The organism is Nonomuraea diastatica (assembly GCF_004349015.1).
GTDB lineage: Bacteria > Actinomycetota > Actinomycetes > Streptosporangiales > Streptosporangiaceae > Nonomuraea > Nonomuraea diastatica.
The window spans coordinates 54,511-71,606 of the sequence record NZ_SMKP01000026.1 but is presented as its reverse complement, the minus strand read 5'-3'; the positions used below and the strand labels follow the sequence as shown (position 1 = coordinate 71,606).

Annotated in this window: 14 protein-coding genes; 10 read left to right on the top strand and 4 right to left on the bottom strand. The window is 71.8% G+C overall.

The annotated features are described in order from the left end of the window. From E1294_RS12160 to E1294_RS12140, 5 genes are all read left to right on the top strand, one after another. On the top strand, nt 1-842 hold an 842-nt coding region (locus E1294_RS12160; protein ID WP_132507878.1), incomplete at its 5' end, for an ABC transporter substrate-binding protein. Between the two features lie 2 nt (nt 843-844). Next, nucleotides 845-1,879, top strand: a complete 1,035-nt coding sequence (locus tag E1294_RS12155) for a FecCD family ABC transporter permease (RefSeq protein WP_220447689.1) — start codon at nt 845-847, stop codon at nt 1,877-1,879. Beyond that, nucleotides 1,876-2,649, top strand: a complete 774-nt coding sequence (locus E1294_RS12150; RefSeq protein ID WP_132507876.1) for an ABC transporter ATP-binding protein — start codon at nt 1,876-1,878, stop codon at nt 2,647-2,649. Before E1294_RS12155 ends, E1294_RS12150 begins: the two co-directional genes overlap by 4 nt. Next, the gene (locus E1294_RS12145; protein WP_246082959.1) at nt 2,646-3,284 is read left to right on the top strand and encodes an adenosylcobinamide amidohydrolase; all 639 of its coding nucleotides are present in this window, start codon (nt 2,646-2,648) and stop codon (nt 3,282-3,284) included. The genes E1294_RS12150 and E1294_RS12145 overlap by 4 nt, the downstream gene beginning before the upstream one ends. Before the next feature lie 63 nt (nt 3,285-3,347). Further along, complete coding sequence (locus E1294_RS12140; RefSeq protein ID WP_132507874.1) at nt 3,348-3,953, top strand: Uma2 family endonuclease; 606 nt, start codon at nt 3,348-3,350, stop codon at nt 3,951-3,953. Here E1294_RS12140 and E1294_RS12135 read toward each other — a convergent pair. Both E1294_RS12135 and E1294_RS12130 read right to left on the bottom strand, forming a co-directional pair. After that, complete coding sequence (locus tag E1294_RS12135; RefSeq protein WP_132507872.1) at nt 3,947-5,611, bottom strand: hydantoinase B/oxoprolinase family protein; 1,665 nt, start codon at nt 5,609-5,611, stop codon at nt 3,947-3,949. The two genes, E1294_RS12140 and E1294_RS12135, sit on opposite strands and share 7 nt — an antisense overlap. Then, nucleotides 5,608-7,665 carry a hydantoinase/oxoprolinase family protein gene (locus tag E1294_RS12130; protein ID WP_132507870.1) on the bottom strand — a complete coding sequence of 686 codons (2,058 nt, stop codon included), beginning with the start codon at nt 7,663-7,665 and terminating at the stop codon, nt 5,608-5,610. The genes E1294_RS12135 and E1294_RS12130 overlap by 4 nt, the downstream gene beginning before the upstream one ends. 106 nt (nt 7,666-7,771) lie before the next feature. On the opposite strand from E1294_RS12130, the gene E1294_RS12125 reads away from it, so the two are divergent. The 5 genes from E1294_RS12125 (at nt 7,772) to E1294_RS12105 (ending at nt 14,912) form a co-directional block, all read left to right on the top strand. Continuing rightward, nucleotides 7,772-9,235, top strand: a complete 1,464-nt coding sequence (locus E1294_RS12125; protein WP_132507868.1) for a zinc ribbon domain-containing protein — start codon at nt 7,772-7,774, stop codon at nt 9,233-9,235. Continuing rightward, entirely contained in the window at nt 9,235-11,037 is a 1,803-nt protein-coding gene (locus tag E1294_RS12120; RefSeq protein ID WP_132507866.1) for a serine/threonine protein kinase, read from the top strand. The genes E1294_RS12125 and E1294_RS12120 overlap by 1 nt, the downstream gene beginning before the upstream one ends. Nucleotides 11,038-11,134: 97 nt before the next feature. Beyond that, on the top strand, nt 11,135-13,231 hold the full coding sequence (locus E1294_RS12115) for a DUF6421 family protein (RefSeq protein ID WP_132507864.1): 2,097 nt from the start codon (nt 11,135-11,137) through the stop codon (nt 13,229-13,231). Further along, nucleotides 13,228-13,857 carry an SDR family NAD(P)-dependent oxidoreductase gene (locus tag E1294_RS12110; protein WP_132507862.1) on the top strand — a complete coding sequence of 210 codons (630 nt, stop codon included), beginning with the start codon at nt 13,228-13,230 and terminating at the stop codon, nt 13,855-13,857. The genes E1294_RS12115 and E1294_RS12110 overlap by 4 nt, the downstream gene beginning before the upstream one ends. Then, nucleotides 13,839-14,912: a threonine aldolase family protein gene (locus E1294_RS12105; RefSeq protein WP_132507860.1), complete on the top strand. Its 1,074-nt coding sequence runs from the start codon at nt 13,839-13,841 to the stop codon at nt 14,910-14,912. Before E1294_RS12110 ends, E1294_RS12105 begins: the two co-directional genes overlap by 19 nt. Before the next feature lie 124 nt (nt 14,913-15,036). On the opposite strand, the gene E1294_RS12100 is transcribed toward E1294_RS12105, so the two are convergent. Next, complete coding sequence (locus tag E1294_RS12100) at nt 15,037-16,434, bottom strand: phytoene desaturase family protein (RefSeq protein WP_132507858.1); 1,398 nt, start codon at nt 16,432-16,434, stop codon at nt 15,037-15,039. Between the two features lie 4 nt (nt 16,435-16,438). Continuing rightward, nucleotides 16,439-17,077, bottom strand: coding sequence for a DUF305 domain-containing protein (locus tag E1294_RS12095; protein ID WP_132507856.1), 639 nt, complete (start codon nt 17,075-17,077; stop codon nt 16,439-16,441). Between the last annotated feature and the right edge of the window lie 19 nt (nt 17,078-17,096).

Sequence of the window (17,096 nt, the reverse complement as noted above, 5' to 3'; positions counted from 1 at the left end):
CCTCGGGAGAGTTCCCCGTCACGATCGAGGCCGGAAACGGCCAGGTCACCATCGCCAGGAAGCCGGAGCGTGTCGTCTCGCTGTCGGCCACCCACACCGAGACGCTCTTCGCCATCGGCGCGGGCCCCCAGGTCGTCGCGGTGGACGACCAGTCGAACTACCCGCCGGAGGCTCCCAAGACCGACCTGTCGGGCTTCAAGCCCAACGTCGAGGCCATCGTCGCCGAGAAGCCCGACCTGGTCGTCGTCTCCGACGACCTCGACAAGATCGTCGCGGAGCTGGGCAAGGTGAACGTGCCCGTCCTGGTGCAGCCCGCCGCCACCAAGCTCGACGAGGCGTACGAGGAGATCATCGAGCTCGGCGCGGCCACCGGCAACAAGGCCAAGGCCGAGGAGGTCGTCTCCGGCATGAAGACGGCCATGGACAAGCTGGTCGCCGAGGCGCCGAAGGACAAGAAGCTCACCTACTATCACGAGCTGGACCAGACGCCGTACGCCGCGACGTCGAAGACGTTCATCGGCCAGATCTACGGCATCTTCGGCCTCACCAACATCGCCGACGAGGCGCCCGCGTCCGCGGGCGGCTACCCCAAGCTCTCCGCCGAGTTCGTCGGCCAGGCCGATCCTGACCTGATCTTTCTGGCGGACGTCAAGTGTTGCGGGCAGAGCAAGGAGACCCTGGCCAAGCGGCCCGGATGGAAGAACCTGTCGGCACTCAAGAACGACCAGGTGATCCAGCTCGATGACGACATCGCCTCCCGCTGGGGGCCACGCGTCGTCGACCTGGCCGAGACGATCGGCGCGGCCGTGGCCGAAGCGGGCGCCGAGGATGGCGCGAGCTGACCGTGACCACGCAGGCCCGCCCGTCCAGGGCCAGGCCCGCCTGGGTGGCGAGCGCCCTGGGCGTGCTGGCCGTCACCATGGTCGCCGGGCTGCTCGACGGGGCCGCCGACATCTCGCCGTGGCAGGTCGTGGCGGAGGTCGCGGACCGGCTGCCGCTCGTCCACGTCGACTCCGGGCTCGCCCCCGTCGAGCAGGGGCTGCTGTTCGAGCTGCGGCTGCCCCGGGTCCTGGTCGCCGCCGTGGTCGGCGGGCTGCTGGCCATGGCCGGGGCGGGGTACCAGGGGGTGTTCCGCAATCCGCTCGCGGACCCCTACCTGCTGGGCGCCGCCGCCGGCGCGGGACTCGCGGCGACCGCGGCCATCGTGCTGCTGCCCGCCGCGGAGGGCAGCGTGCCGATCGCGGCGTTCGCCGGGGCCGTGGGCGGCGTGTTCCTGGCGTACACGCTCGGCAACACCGCCGGGCGCACGGGCGGCACCGCCACGCTGGTGCTGGCCGGGGTGGCGGTCACGTCGTTCCTGACCGCGATCCAGACGTTCGTCCAGCAGTTCAAGGTCGAGGAGCTGCAGCGCATCTACTCGTGGATCCTCGGTGACGTCGGCGGCGGATGGGACCAGCTCTGGCTGGTCCTGCCGTACGCCGCCGTCTCCGCCGTCCTGCTCCTGCTGCACGGGAGGATGCTCGACGTGCTGTCCGTGGGCGACGAGGAGGCCACCAGCCTCGGGGTGCGCGCGGCGCGGGTGCGTTTCACGGTGCTCCTGGCGGCGTCGCTGGCCACCGCCTCGGCCGTGGCGGTGAGCGGGCTGATCGGGTTCGTGGGCATCGTCGTCCCGCACGTCGTCAGGCGGCTGGCGGGCGGCTCGTACCGGAGCGTGCTGCCGCTCTCGCTGATCGGCGGCGCGGCCTTCCTGGTGCTGGCCGACCTCGTCGCCCGCACCGTGCTGGCGCCCGCCGAGCTGCCGATCGGCGTGGTGACCATGTTCGTGGGGGCGCCGTTCTTCGTCGGCATCCTGCGGATGACCAGGCGGGCGGTCACATGATCGGGGCCTGCGCCGTCTCCGTGCGGCTCGGCGGCCGCGACGTCGTCGCGGACGTCGGCCTCGACGTGCGCCGCGGCGAATGGCTGGCCATCATCGGGCCCAACGGCGCCGGCAAGTCCACGCTGCTCAAAGCGGTCATGGGCCTGGTCGCGCACCGGGGCGAGGTGACGATCGACTCCCGGCCGGCCGCCGCGCTCAAGCCCCGCGCGCGGGCCAGGCTGGTGGCGTACGCGCCGCAGTCCCCTGCCCTGCCGCCCGACATGTCGGTCTTCGACTACGCGCTGCTCGGGCGCACTCCGTACATTCCCTACCTCGGGAGGGAGAGCGGGCACGACCGGCGGGTCACCGTCTCTGTGCTCGACCGGCTCGACCTGACGGAGCTGGCCACCCGCCGCGTCGGCGAGCTGTCCGGCGGGGAGCGGCAGCGCGTGGTGCTGGCCAGGGCGCTCGCCCAGGAGGCGCCCGTGCTGCTGCTCGACGAGCCGACGACGGCGCTCGACCTCGGGCACCAGCAGCAGGTGCTGGAGCTGGTCGACCGCCTGCGCAGGGCCGACGGGCTGACCGTCGTCACCACCCTGCACGACCTGACCGTGGCAGGGCTCTACGCCGACTCCCTGCTCCTCATGGCCGAGGGGCGCGCGGTGGCCGCGGGCAAGCCCGCCCAGGTGCTGACCGAGGCGCTGGTGGGACGGCATTTCGACGCCCAGGTGAAGATCGAGCCCGGGCCCGACGGGCGGCCCGTCGTGCATCTGGTCAGGGGAGGACCGTGAAGCTGACGTACCGGATGGAGGAGGGTGTCCGGCTCGGGTCGCTGCTGTGGGAGTTCGGGCCCGGCTGGCGGATGATCTCCTCCGCCATGCTGGGCGGCGGGATCGGGGCACGCGAGTGGGTGCTCAACGCGCAGGTCGTGGCCGGCTACGCGCGGATGGATCCGGCCGAGCACCTGCGGTCGTTAGGCCCCGCTGGTGACGGGGTCGGGATGATGACCGCCGCGTCCGTCGACCGCTGCGCGCGCGCCGCGGACGGCGGCGCGGAGGCGGTGGCCACCGTCGGGCTGCGGGTGCCCACCTGGGCCGCCACCCCCGAAGGCACCGAGGACCCCGAGCTCGCGCCCATGCGGGTGGGCACGGTCAACATCGTCACCGTGCTGCCCGTGGCGATGACGGACGCCGCGCTCGTCAACACGGTCATGACGGTCACGGAGGCGAAGTCGCAGGCGCTCATCGAGACCGGGTTCCCGTGCACGGGCACGGCGTCCGACGCGGTCTGCGTCGCCGTGCCCGCCGACGGGCCGCGCGAGGTGTTCGGCGGGCCGCGGTCGGAGTGGGGGGCGCGGGTGGCGCGGGCGGTGCACCAGGCGGTCCGGCGCGGCGCCGAGGAGTGGCGCCATCGTCACTCAACGTGAGAAATTTCGGGGAAGTAGCATGTGGGCGAGGGCGAGACTCCCGATACTGAGTGGGTGACCGCAATGGCGACGATCGAACCGAAGAGCGGAACGGCCGCGGACGAGCCGACCACGAGGCGCACGGTTCCCCCGGGTGCGCCGCCGTTCACTGTCGATGACCTGCTCAGGTTCCCAGACGACGGGAACCGATACGAGCTCTTCAACGGAAGCCTACTAGTGAGCCCTGCCCCCACCCCCCTGCACCAGATCGTGATCTTCCGCTTGCAGATGGTGCTGTTCCAAGCGGTGCCGTCTCACCTGACGGTGCTGTCCACCGTTAACCTACGAGCGTCGGACAGGGACTTCTACATCCCCGACATCGTGGTGGTGCCGAAGGAGAGAGCCCGGTCGGTGAAACTCATGTTCGCGCCCGAGGACGTGCTCCTGGCCGTCGAGGTGGTCAGCCCGACCACCAAGATCCGCGACAGGGCGACCAAGGCCGCCGCATACGCAGCGGCGGGCATCCCCACCTACTGGCGCGTCGAGCTCGACGAAGGACCGGCGCTCTACGTTCACGAGCTCGACGAGGGCTCCTACCGGGGACCCGGCACTCACCAGGCCGGAGACAAGGTCAGCCTTTCCGCTCCCTACCCCGTGAGCTTCGATCCCGCCGACCTGACCGACTACTGAGCGCCGACCCCGTAGTCCTCGGCCGCTCCGCGGGGGGTGACACGCCCGGCCTCGAGGTCGGCCAGGACCGCCGCCCGGTCCCGTTCGCCCGGCGAGCCGATGCCGCCCCCGCCCGTGGTCTCCACGATGAACGCCTCGCCCGCCGCGAACCGCACGTTGTTGACCTTCGACGCCAGGCGCTCGACCGTCCCGTCCAGATGACGTTTGAAGAACCCGCCCAGCCGCCCGGGCAGCCCGCCGTCGCGGCCCGGCGGCGGCAGCCGGAGCCGGTCACCGCGGGTGGTGACGTCGCAGTCGGCCAGAAAGCGGTAGACGGTCCGCGACCCCAGCCCGCCCCGATGGCGTCCAGGACCGCCCGAGTCGGGGATCGTCTCGACCGACTCGACGATCAGCGGGCAGCGGCTCTCCACCGGCTCCGCTTGCGGCACCGAGTTGCGGCCGATCCCGAAGTGCACGCCTGTCGCGTCCGGCCCGTCCAGGCCCTGCCGGGCGCCCACGCCGCCGAAGTCGTACGAGAGATGGATCCAGTACGGCGCGCCCGCCGCGGCGATCGAGAACGGCTGCAGGATCCCGCTGGCCGCGATGGCCCGGTCGGGCACCGCGTCCGACATGGCCTGGAAGACCGCCTCCATGGCGGCGTAGATGGGGACGTACCGGCCGCCGCAGGGGTAGGGGGAGCGGGCGTTGAGCAGGGAGCCCTCGGGCAGGCGCACCTCGATCGCGCGCAGGCAGCCGTCGTTCATGGGGATCGCGGGGTCCAGGAAACAGCGGATCGCGAAGACGGCGGCGGCCAGTGACTGGGAGGCCGAGGCGTTGATGGCGGCCGGGACCTGCGGGCCGGTGCCGGCGAAGTCGAGCACGGCCCGCTGGGGGCCGAGGGTGACGGCCACACGGATGAGGTGTGATTTTTCGGGGTTCATGCCGTCGTCGTCGATCGGATAGGCCGCCTCGAACCGGCCCTGCGGCAGTTCGGCCAGGGCGGCCCGGGTCCTGGCCTCGGTGTGGTCCAGGTAGTCGTCCACGCCGTCCGCCAGCCCCCGCGCGCCGTACTCGCCGATCAGCGTCTCCATCCGCGCCGCCGCCACCGCCGTGCCCGCCACCAGCGCCCGTACGTCGCCCATGACCTTGTCAGGGGTGCGGCTGTTGGCCTTCAGCACGGCCTCCATGGCCGGGTCGATGCCCTCCTCCGTGGCCAGGCGCACCGGAGGGAGCTGCAGGCCCTCCAGGAAGATGTCCGTGGCGAGGGGAGCCATGCCTCCGGCCGAGAGCCCGCCCAGGTCGGACACGTGGATCATGGTGGCCGTGAAGTAGGCGGGGGCGCCGTGGACGAAGACGGGGCGGTAGACGAGCAGGTCGTTGGTGTGGACGCCGCCCCGGTAGGCGTCGTTGAGCGCGTACACCTCGCCCGGCCGCATCGTCTCCAGCGAGAAGTCCTTGACCAGCTCGGGGAGCGCGGCCTTGAGCGCCATGCTGTTCATGAGCGTGGTGGCCATGGACTGGGCGATCAGGCGGCCCCTTGCGTCCAGGACGGCGGCGGAGGCGTCGGAGCCCTCCACGATGAACGTCGAGTACGCCGCGCGCACCACCACGATGCTCGCCTCCTCCGCCGCGACGACCAGGGCGTTCCTCAGCACCTCCGCGGTGAGCGGGTCGGTCATGGACGGCTCCTGGTCAGACGCACGGCGCGGGACTCGGTGAGGGTGGCGCTCCAGCCGGGCGGGACGACGATCGTCGACTCGGCGTCCTCGACGACGGCCGGGCCTCGCAGGCAGGCGCCCATGGAGCTCCTTATGTGCACCGGCACTTCCCCGTAACCCCCCGTCTCGGGAAAGTACGCCAGCCGCACCCCGGCCCCGGTGCCCGACGCGCCGTCCTCGGCGGAAACCGCGGTCGCCGTCGCCAGGTCCGCCGCAGTGCCCATCGCCGGGTCCGTGTCATCGGCGGGGGTGGTGACGCGGACGCGGTAGCCGACCAGTTCGATCTCGCCCCGCTGGGTGAAGCCGTAGACCTCGGCGTACCGCTGGAAGAAGCGGGACTCCAGCAGCGCGCGGTCGGCGCTCCACGGGACGGTCAGGTCGTGCGACTGGCCCGTGAAGCGGACGTCCACCGACCGTGACACCCGCACGCCCGGCGCCCCTGGGGAGATCCCGAGGTCCGTGGCCGCCTCCGAGGCGAGCGAGGCGAAGAGCGCCTCCGGGTCGGGCGCGTCCAGACGGGACAGGACGCGGTCCGTCGAGAGCTGGCCGGACAGCAGCCCGGCCGCAGACGCCACCCCGCAGTACGGGGGCACCACCACCGTGCCGATCCCGAACCGCCCGGCCACCCGGGCCGCGTGCGTGGGCCCCGCCCCGCCGAAGGCGACCAGGGCGAAGCCGCGGGGGTCGATCCCGCGCTGGACGGTCACCACGTGCACCGCCGACGCCATCGAGGCGCTGACGATCTCGTGCACCGCGTATGCTGCCCGCTCCCGCGGGACGCCGAGCGGTCCGGCGAGCCGGTCGAGCGCCTCGCCGGCGAGCCCGTGGGAGAGCGGGATGGAGGCGGAGGAGAGGTAACCGAGCACGAGGTTCGCGTCCGTGACGGTCGGCTCCCGGCCGCCCAGGCCGTAACAGGCGGGCCCGGGGGAGGATCCGGCCGAGCGTGGCCCCACGCGCAGCGCGCCCGCCGGGTCGAGCCAGGCCACGCTGCCGCCGCCCGCGCCGACCTCGGCCAGGTCGATGGCCGGGGTCTTGATGGGCACGCCGGTGCCGGCCCGCCGCCCGCCGAAGCTGCCCTTGCCGCCTACGTGGAACTCGTGGGTGATCTCTGGCCGCCCGCCGCGCACCACGCACGTCTTGGCCGTCGTGCCGCCCATGTCGAACGAGATCGCGTCGGGGAACCCGGCGCCCGCCGCCGCCAGCACCCCCGCGGCGGGGCCCGACTCGATCGTGGCCACCGCCCGCCGGGCGGCCAGCTCCGCGGAGATGACGCCGCCGCCGGACTCCATGACGTGGATCGGCGCGCCGATGCCGATCTCAGCCAGCCGTTCCCGGAGCCGCGAGAGATAAGAAGCCATCAATGGACCGATATAAGCGGACATAATGGTGGTGGTGGCGCGCTCGTACTCCCGGATCTCCGGCCAGACGTCCGAGGACGTCACCACGTTCTTCACCGATTCGCGCAGGATCGCCGCCACCTGCCGTTCATGCGTGGGATTAGCGTACGAATGCAGCAGGCATACCGCCGCCGACTCGATGCCCCGCCGGGCGATCTCGGCGGCGGCCTTGCGCACGGACCCCGGGTCCAGCGGCGTCAGCACGGTGCCGCCCGCGGAGATCCGCTCCACCACCTCGAAACAGTCGCCCGGGGCCACCGGCGGGGGAGGCGGCGTGAAGCGGAGGTCGTAGCGGTCCTCCTCGACCCGGGCGTAGCGGCCGAGCGGGATGGTGGCGCGAAAGCCCTGGGTGGTGACGTGTGCCACCCGTACGCCGGTGCGTTCGAGCACCGCGTTCGTCGCCAGCGTGGTGGCGTGCACCACCCGTTCGACCTGGGTGGGGTCGCGGTCGCCGAGCGCGCGCGTAACGCCGGCGAGGATTCCCGCGATGGGGTCGTAGTGGGTGCTCAATACTTTGGCCACGGCAAACGCGCCGGACGTGCCGCGCCGGACCATCTCGGTGCGAAGGACCACGTCGGTGAAGGTGCCACCGACATCGACGCCGATCACGAACCCCATCCGCGTACGTTATGTCCCCGAGCAAGCGCTTGTCTACGCAGTCGTCTATTGACTTACGGCACCCGATTGGGACCCTGGTTTCAATCCAGCCTTTTGGAGCGGAGAGATGGCGCGCCTCAGAGCTCTTGCCAGTGGCGTCGCGGCGGCGCTCGCGCTGGTCGCGATGCCGGTCGCCGCACATGAGCATCCGAGCGGGATCACCGACCTGGTGAGCCCCGCCGTGGTACGGCTGGAGGCCGTGTCCCACGTGGAGATCACCCTGCTCGACCACGTCGGCCGGCTCAAGCATGTGGAGCGGTCCTATGACTTCCCGTTCGCCGAGGGAACGGGCACCGTCATCAACCCCGACGGGAGCGTCGTCGCGCTCCGCCGCCTGGCGGTGAACGACGACGACGTCGCCGTACGCGCCGCGAACAAGATCTTCGCCGAGCACCACGACGTCGAGATCCCGGACGACGACAAGAAGCACGAGCTCTCCGACGAGCTGCTCGACCGGCACCTGCGGGACTGCTATCCGCCCAAGAGCGACACGGCCACCTGCATCATCAACGTGACCACGGAGATCACCGCCTTCCCCAACGTGTCGCCGGCCAGCGCCGACGGCTACAAGCTCAAGCTCGCCAAGGCGGGCGGCAAAGCCGACAGCCCCGCCGTGCTGGTGCCGCTCGACCCCGTGACGGGAAGCGTCGGCATGCCCACCGCGCCGCTCGCGGACAAGGTGCCCGACCAGCAGGGCGCGCCCACCAGCGTGGCCGGTTTCCTGGGCCGTCCCGGCCCGAAGACCGCCCACACGGTCGAGATCGCCCACCTGGGCAAGGGCGGCACGACGGGCGACACCGGCAGGCCCTTCGCCGACCCCGAGAAGAAGGTGAACGAGCCGGTCAAACTCGGCGGCCTGGCCGACAAGGGCATGATCGGCGCGCCGATCATCGGCGACAAGGACGGCCACGTCATCGGCCTGCTCGTCGGCGGCGGCGACGAGGCCAGGATGATCGGCGTCAGGGAGATCACCAAGGCCCTCACGGAGGCCGGGGTGGAGCCGCGCAGGGGCGCGATCGACACGGCGTTCGAGGCGGCGCTGACCCGCTACCACACGAAATACTTCACCGAGGCGGCGCCAGGCTTCCAGCGGGTGCTCGAGCTCTACCCGGGCAACGTGGTGGCCGCGGAGCTGCTCAAGACCTCGCTGGCCAAGCGGGGCGGCCCTGAGGACCAGGGCACGCGGGACGCGGCGGCCGGCCCGGCCGGCGCCACACCGCTGTGGCCGTTCCTCCTGGCGGCGGGGATCCTCTTCCTGGCCGCGGGCGGCGGGGCGTATCTGCTGTGGCGCCGCCGCGCTCCTGAAGACGTGACAGCACCACCGCAGTCGCTCGCGGCCGGCCCACCGCTCGACGACGGCGCCCACCAGACCGTGGTCGTACGGCGCTCCCAGCCGTTCCACGCGGCCCCGCAGCAGCAGCAGGTGATGACCGCACCGGACCCGGCGATCAAGTACTGCACCTCGTGCGGTATGAAGCTCGGCCCCGCGCATCGTTTCTGCGGCTACTGCGGCCACTCCATCGAGACGTGATGCACGTGAACGAAAGATCGCTCATCGGCCAGGAGGTGGCCGGATATTACATCGAGGACATCGTCGGCAAGGGCGGCATGGCCGTCGTCTACCTGGCGCTCGACCCCCGGCTGAGCCGCCGCGTGGCGCTGAAGATCCTCAACCCGGTGCTCAGCGTCGACGACCGGTTCAGGCAGCGGTTCATCCTGGAGTCCAGGACGGTCGCCAGCATCGAGCACCCCAACATCATCCCGATCTACGAGGCGAACGCCGACGCCGACGGCGTGCTCTACATCGCCATGCGCTACGTCGACGGCCTCGACCTGCGCCGCCTCATCTACGACCGCGGGCCGCTGCCGCTCGGCCCGGCCAACCAGATCTTCGCCCAGGTCGCCGCCGCGCTCGACGCCGCCCACGCGCACGACCTGATCCACCGCGACGTCAAGCCGGCCAACATCCTGCTGGCCGGCGACCACGTCTACCTGACCGACTTCGGCATCACCAAGCACCGCTCGTCGATCTCCGGGCTGACCCAGACCGACCAGTTCATCGGCACACCCCGCTACATGTCGCCCGAGCAGATCAACAAGGAGCACATCGACGGCCGCAGCGACCAGTACGCGCTGGGATGCGTCGTCTACGAGGCGCTGTCGGCGCGGCTGCCGTTCCAGCGTGAGAACGACATCGCGCTGCTCTGGGCCCACCTGGCCGAGCAGCCGACGCCGCTGTCGCAGCTCAGGCCCGAACTGCCGCCGCAGGTCGACGCCGTGATGATGCGCGCGCTGGCCAAGGCGCCCGAGCAGCGCTACGCGACCTGCGCGGAGTTCGTGACCGCGCTGCGCGAGGCGATGAGCGGGCACCAGGGCGAGCCCTCGCAGGGAGGGCTCTCAGGGCCGCAGCTGGTGCCGCGCCCCACACCGGGCTCGGGCCCGCACCCCGTGCTCCGGCCCGGCCGGCACGCCGCCCAGCCGAGCCCGCACCCGGGCCCGCAGTCTGGTTCGCACGCAGACCCCCACTCTGGGCCGCACGCGGAGCCCTACTCCGGTTCGCACGCGGACCCCCGCCCCGGGCCGCCCGTGGATCCCCACGCCGGTTCGCACGCCGAGCCCCACTCAGGTTCGCACTCCGGATCCCCTGCCGGGTCCCGCTCTGGGCCCGCGTTCGCGCAGTCCCCGGGCGGTGTCCAAGGGGTGCCCACGCAGCCCTCCACGCCGAGACGTCCCGGACGTGTCCCGATCGTGGCGGCCACGCTGGTCGCCGCCGCCGCGGCGCTCGCCATGGTCGCGATGATCGTCGTGAACCACCAGAGGGACACCTGGTCCCGTTACAAGACCAGCTCGGCCGCGCCGCTCACGTTCGAGTACCCCGGCGACTGGACCGTGCGCACCCATCAGGACCTGTTCGCGGTGGCCTCGCCGCATGCCACCGAGTTCGAGAAGTTGTTCGTCGCCGGCCCCGGCGCCGACTGGTCGACGGTCTCGGAGATCGTCGCCGACGAGCCCGACAGCGCCTCCGGTCTGTACGTCCAGGTCTCCGACACGCTCGACGCCGGCGGCACCTCCGAGCAGATGAAGGCCAAGATGGACGCCCTGTTGCCCGGCCAGGTCGACGTCGGCAGACCCGTGCCGGACCAGGCCGGCAACAGCCCCGCGACCCGCTTCGACGGCGCGCTGCGCGACCCGGTCACCGGCACCAGGCTCGGCTTCGTCAGCTACGTGATCGACCGCGAGCCGAAGACCATGCTCGTCATGTACTTCTGCGCCAAGGCCACCTGTGACGACGCCACCCAGGCCCGGATCCGGCAGAGCGTCCACGTGTCCTGACGGCCGGCCTGTCTCATCATTCGGGAGGCTTTGGAGAAGCATGCCGGATCTGTGTGTATATTTTGCGCCTGAAAGCGGCAGAAGCGGGAGATCTTTCATGCATGCGTTCCCCCGGGTGTTGTTCGACGAGGCCCACAACGAGTCGTGGACCGTCAGGCGCGAGGTGGCCGAGGCCATCAATCCGGCCCATCCCGACGACAACAGCTACGCCCGTGCGGCCGGGCTGCTGCGGCACCTGGGGCACACGGTCGCGGCGCACACGTCCGGAGTGCTCGGCCCCGAGGTGCTGGCGGACCAGGACGTTCTGGTCATCGCGCACCCGTCGGGAGAGCGGTGGGAGCGGACGACCGGCCAGGGCAGCCCCGTCCTTGCCGCCGCCGAGCTGGACGCCGTCCAGTCCTTCGTCGCGGCGGGCGGCGGCCTCGTGGTGCTGGCCGAGGAGGAGCAGGACAAGTACGGCAACAACCTGAACGAGCTGCTCGCACGGTTCGGGGTGGGCGTCGAGCACACCACCGTGCGCGACCCGAAGCGCGCGCACCGGGACGTCGCCACGTGGGTGCTGGCCGAGCCCGCCACGCCGGGAGGGCTGCTCGCCGGCGTCGGGACCGCCTGCTTCTACCGTTCCGGCGCGCTCACCGTGACGGCCGAGGGCGTGGCGCCGCAGACGGGCGCGACCGTGTTGTTCGCGACCCCGCCGAGTGCCGACCCCGCGGGCGCGCCGCTGGCCCTCACGCTCCGGTACGGTCAGGGCCGCGTCGTCGTGTTCGCCGACTCCGACCTGTTCGGCGACGACTCCATCGACGACTACGACCATCGCACGCTCTGGGGGAACGTCGTCACCTGGGCCGCTCGCGTCCCGGCGCCCGGTGCGGACGACTCGGCGCGTGAGGAGGCTCGTGACGGAAGGGCGGCGGTGTTCGGCAGGCTCAAGCAGGCCGTCGAGGATCTCAGGCCGCTGCAGGTCAAGGACGGCTCGGTGCCGGAGGAGTCGAAGGCCAGGGCCGGTGAGCTGGTCGAGGCGATCGCCGGGCACTTGGGCGAAATTTCGCCATATTTCCCCCATGACGCCGCCTACCTCCAGGCCGTACAGGCCGACCTGGCCAAGTGGGCCGAGCAGGGCCTCGGCGTGCCCGACTTCCTCGACTCACTCGACCTGTTCCACCCCGACACCCAGCGCGAGGACGGTCTGGAACACGTCGTGGTCTTCCCCATGTACACCCAGAACGGCAACCCGAACCGCAACCTCGAAGCCATCTGGATCCGTACGATCTGGCCCGGCTGGCTGGCCGCCCTGGAGGCGGACGGCTACGACAACCCGATGTTCGTGCCGATCGCGTTCGAGGACTTCACCTCCGGCTACGACACCCACTCCGCCGTGTTGTTCCCCGAGACGGTCGCGGTGCGGACGGCGCCCGAGCGGTTCACCTGGGGCGGCATCTTCGCCGACCGGGAGGCCGCCAGGTTCCGGCGGGTGTCCAGGGCCGCCACCGAGACGCTCGGGCTGGACCTGCCGCCCGACGCCGCCCGGCTGCTGGAGTCGCAGCGGCTCGCGCAGGACACGTTCGTGTTGTGGGACCTGGTGCACGACCGCACCCACAGCCACGGCGACCTGCCGTTCGACCCGTTCATGATCAAGCAGCGGATGCCGTACTGGCTGTACTCGCTGGAGGAGCTGCGCTGCGACCTGACCGCGTTCGGGGAGGCGGTGAAGCTGGAGGCGCGGGGAGTTCCGTACGCCCGGTACGTGCAGCTCGCGATCCTGTTCGACCGGCTGTTCAGGTTCCCGATCACGGGGGAGCGGGTGCGGAACTACGACGGGCTCGGCGGGCAGCTGCTGTTCGCCTACCTGCACCGCAACGACATCGTGCGGTGGACGGACAACCGGCTCACCATCGACTGGGAGCGGGTGGCCGACGGCGTGGCCGACCTGCGGGGCGAGGTCGAGAAGCTGTACCGCGACAGCATCGACAGGTCCAAGCTGGCGCACTGGCTGGCGGCGTACGAGCTGGTGAGCGCGTACGTGCCGCCGCACCCGGCCTCGACCTGGGCCCAGGGGATCCAGGCGTTGCCCGAGGAGCAGAAGGCCAAGGTGGACGCGGTGCTGCCGGACGAGTTCCCCCTGAGCATGTTCTACGAGGCGCTGCGCCGTAAGCTGGCCGACGTGGTCGAATCGACTAAGGGACTCCGAGCATGATCATTTTGGTGACCGGGGCCGGAGGGCCCACTGGTGAGGCCGTGACCGGATATTTCCGTAAAAATGGGCACACCGTGATCGGCGTTGACAAGCAGGACGTCGACCTGCTCGACCGCGCCGCCGTACACGACCTGGCCGGCCGGATCGACCGCGAGCACGGGCGCGTGGACGGCGTGGTGCACCTGGTCGGCGGGTGGCGCGGGGGCGGCTCGTTCGCCGGCACCGATCTCGGCGACTGGGACGTGCTGCACGACCTGCTGATCCGCACGCTGCAGCACGTGTCGCTGGCCTTCGAGCCGCTGCTGCGCCGCAGCGGCAACGGCCGCTTCGTGATCGTCTCGGCCAAGGCGGCCCAGAACCCGGAGGCGGGCGGCGCCGCCTACGCGGCGGCCAAGGCCGCGGCGGAGGCATGGACGCTCTCCCTGGCCGACGCGCTCCGCGGCACCTCGAGCGCGGCCACCATCCTGGTGGTCAAGGCCCTGGTGAACGACGCCATGCGCGCGGCCAAGCCGGACGCGGCGTTCGCCGGCTTCACCGACGTCAACGACCTGGCCGCAGCGGTCGGCGGCCTCTACGACCGGCCCGCGGCGCAGATCAACGGCACGCGATGGGACCTGACTTCTTGATTCCCCGGCACGACCCCCAGCTCATCTCGTTCGCCAGCGACAACTACGCCGGCGTGCACCCCGAGATCCTCGAAGCCGTCGCGGCGGCCAACGGCGGACACCAGATCTCCTACGGCGACGACGTCTACACCGCGGCCCTTCAGGACACCTTCCGGCGGCACTTCGGCGAGCGCGCGCAGGCCTGGCCGGTGTTCAACGGCACGGCCGCGAACGTCGTCTCCCTGCGCGCCATGACCGCCCACTGGGAGGCGGTCATCTGCGCCGAGAGCGCCCACATCAACACCGACGAGGGCGGGGCGCCCGAGGTCGCCGGCGGCATCAAGCTGCTGACCGTCCCCACACCCGACGGCAAGCTCACCCCCGAGCTGATCGACCGGCAGGCGTGGGGGTTCGGCGACGTGCACCGTGCCCAGCCACGCGTCGTGTCCCTGTCCAACACCACGGAGCTCGGCACCCTCTACACCCCCGACGAGATCGCCGCCGTCTGCGCCCACGCCCACGACCTCGGCCTGCTCGTCCACCTCGACGGCTCCCGCCTCACCAACGCCGCCGCCGCCCTCGACGTACCGATGCGGGCCCTCACCACGGACGCCGGGGTCGACGTGCTGTCGTTCGGCGGGACCAAGATCGGCCTCCTGTACGGTGAGGCGGTCGTCGTGCTCAATCCCGACGCGGCGCGGGGCGTCGACTACATCCGCAAGACCTTCATGCAGCTGTCGTCGAAGATGCGGTTCGTGTCGGCACAGTTCGAGACGCTGCTGGGCGGCGACCTGTGGTTGCGCAACGCCCGCCAGGCCAACGCCATGGGCCGACGGCTCGCCGAGGCCGTGCGCCCGATCCCTGGAGTGCGCCTGCCGCGCCCAGTCGAGGCCAACGCCGTGTTCGCCATCCTGCCCAAGGACGTCGTCGTGCGGCTGCAGAAGCGGTTCCGTTTCTACATGTGGAACGAGGCCGTGAGCGAGGTGCGCTGGATGTGCGCGTTCGACACGACAGAGGCGGACGTGGACGCCTTCGCCGCCGCCGTCGCCGAGGAGATGGCCACCGCCTCCTCCTGACCTGCGCTCAACCCCGGCACCACCCGCACCGTTCCGCGTGGGTCCCGGTCCCTGCGGGTCGGTCCGCGCGGATCCGGGAACGGCCCGGTTCGGGTGCGTGCCGGGAGGGTGTTCACGTGGTGGGTCAGGGGCGCAGGGCGAGGCGGGCGGCCTGCCAGCCGCCCATGCCGTGGGCGCCCGGCCCCGGCGGCGTCGACGAGGAGCAGAGGAACACCCCGGGCAGCGGTGTACGCCAGGGCGCGGGCGACCAGACCGGGCGCCTGACGAACTGCCCGAGGCTGGGCAGGCCGCCGCTGATGTCGCCCCCGGCCAGGTTGGGGTTGGCCGCCTCCAGAGCCGCGGGCCCCATGGCGTGGCGGGCGAGGACGCGGTCGCGGAAGCCCGGGGCGTACCGTTCGATCTGGCTCTCGACGGCGTCCGTCATGTCGGCGGCCGAGCCGTTGGGGACGTGGCAGTAGGCCCACAGCGTGTGCCCGCCCCGCGACGGGTCGGCCGCGTACGGCTGGACGAGCAGCACGTACGGCCGCGGCGAGTGCCGCCCGGCGGCCGTCTCCGCCTCGCTGAGGGCGATCTCCTCCAGCGTCCCGCCCAGGTGCACCGTGCCCGCGCCCGCCACCGCGGGATCCCGCCACGGCACGGGCCCGTCCAGCGCCCAGTCCAGCTTGAACACCCCGGGCCCCTGACGGAAGCGGCGCAGGCGCCGCAGGTAGCCGCCGGGGAGGTCGGTCATCGCCATGAGCTGCCGGGGTGTCACGTCGAGCACGATCGTGGGCGCGTCCAGCTCCGCGAGCCGGTGCACGCGGTGGCCGGTGACGGCCTCCCCGCCGAGGGAGCGCAGCTCGGCCACGAGGGCGTCGGCGAGGACCTGCGACCCGCCCCGCACGAGTGGCCAGCCCACCAGGTGGGCCAGGGACGCCAGCAGCAGGCCGTAGCCGGCGGTGATGGGCGAGCGCAGGTCGAGCATGGAGTGGGCGGCCATGCCGGCGATCGCCGCCCGCCCTTCCATGGTGCTGAACGCGCGCCGGGCGAAGGTCGTGGCGGGCAGCGCCGCCATCGTCCCGAACCTGGCCGCCCGTACGAACGCCGACGGTGGGACCTTCCACGGCCCGAGCGGTTTGAGCAGCAGCTCTACCAGGGGAAGCCCGGCCCTGGCGGCCGCCCCCACGGTCGCCAGCCACGCGCCCGCGTCGCGCCCGAGCCCTTCGGCGGTGCGGCGGGCGTCGCGGTGCACGAGCACGGCGGGACGGTCGTCGAACGGGTGGGCGGCGGCGACCGGCGGATGGGCGAACTCGACGCCCTGGAGCCGGAGCTCGCGGAAGGCGGGGGAGGCCAGCGTCATGGCCATCACCGTCGCGCCGAGGTCGTGCACCCGGCCGGGGAGCGTCAGCTCGCCGGACCGCAGCCCGCCGCCGAACTGGTCGGCGGCTTCGAGCAACAACACCCCGCGCCCGGCGCGGGCCAGCAGGACGGCGGCGACGAGCCCGTTGGGCCCGGACCCCACGACGACGGCGTCAGGGCTCATGGCCCTATCGGGGGGTCAGGATCGACGGGTAGGGCCGCGCGCCCCGCTTCTCGAGCAGATCCGTCATGAGCTTGATCTCACCGGACTGGCTGGCGACGATCTTCTGTGCCATGTTGACCACCTCGGAACGCGTGGAGAGCTTGAGCAGGCCCTCGGCCATCTCCACGCCGCCCTCGTGGTGGCGGATCATCAGCTGCAGGAAGAGCACCTCGGCGTCCTTGCCCTGCGCCTGCTTGAGCTTGGTCAGCTCCTCTGGGCTCGCCATGCCCGGCATGACTCCAGGGGTGGCCCCGGGAGCGGCCTCGCCGTGTCCGTGCCCGCGCATCCAGGCCATCACGGGCTGGTCGGTCGCCTGGGTGAGCTCCCACTGCTGCAGCCAGCCCAGGAACATGCCGCGCTGGTTGGCCTGGGTGTTGATCATGTCGAAGGCCAGGCTGTCGATCTCTGCGGCGGGGTCTTTGTCCCTGATCTTGAACGCCATGTCGACGGCCTGCGCGTGATGGGTGGCCATGTCACGGGCGAAACCGGCCTCGGGCGAGGTGTCGCCGGGTGCGCCGCCGCGGCCGAACAGCAGGAACGCCGCCACGGCCAGCACCAGCACGCCGCCGACGGCGAGAAACGATTTCCGCGCGGGTATTTCCATGGTCAGTACAGCGTACCCA

Excerpts from the sequence above, each read along its gene's own strand:
- E1294_RS12150 (WP_132507876.1), top strand. The coding sequence starts at position 1,876 with ATGATCGGGGCCTGCGCCGTCTCCGTGCGGCTCGGCGGCCGCGACGTC.
- E1294_RS12140 (WP_132507874.1), top strand. The coding sequence starts at position 3,348 with ATGGCGACGATCGAACCGAAGAGCGGAACGGCCGCGGACGAGCCGACC.
- E1294_RS12135 (WP_132507872.1), bottom strand. The coding sequence starts at position 5,611 with ATGACCGACCCGCTCACCGCGGAGGTGCTGAGGAACGCCCTGGTCGTC.
- E1294_RS12130 (WP_132507870.1), bottom strand. The coding sequence starts at position 7,665 with ATGGGGTTCGTGATCGGCGTCGATGTCGGTGGCACCTTCACCGACGTG.
- E1294_RS12125 (WP_132507868.1), top strand. The coding sequence starts at position 7,772 with ATGGCGCGCCTCAGAGCTCTTGCCAGTGGCGTCGCGGCGGCGCTCGCG.
- E1294_RS12120 (WP_132507866.1), top strand. The coding sequence starts at position 9,235 with ATGCACGTGAACGAAAGATCGCTCATCGGCCAGGAGGTGGCCGGATAT.
- E1294_RS12115 (WP_132507864.1), top strand. The coding sequence starts at position 11,135 with ATGCATGCGTTCCCCCGGGTGTTGTTCGACGAGGCCCACAACGAGTCG.
- E1294_RS12110 (WP_132507862.1), top strand. The coding sequence starts at position 13,228 with ATGATCATTTTGGTGACCGGGGCCGGAGGGCCCACTGGTGAGGCCGTG.
- E1294_RS12105 (WP_132507860.1), top strand. The coding sequence starts at position 13,839 with ATGGGACCTGACTTCTTGATTCCCCGGCACGACCCCCAGCTCATCTCG.
- E1294_RS12100 (WP_132507858.1), bottom strand. The coding sequence starts at position 16,434 with ATGAGCCCTGACGCCGTCGTCGTGGGGTCCGGGCCCAACGGGCTCGTC.
- E1294_RS12095 (WP_132507856.1), bottom strand. The coding sequence starts at position 17,077 with ATGGAAATACCCGCGCGGAAATCGTTTCTCGCCGTCGGCGGCGTGCTG.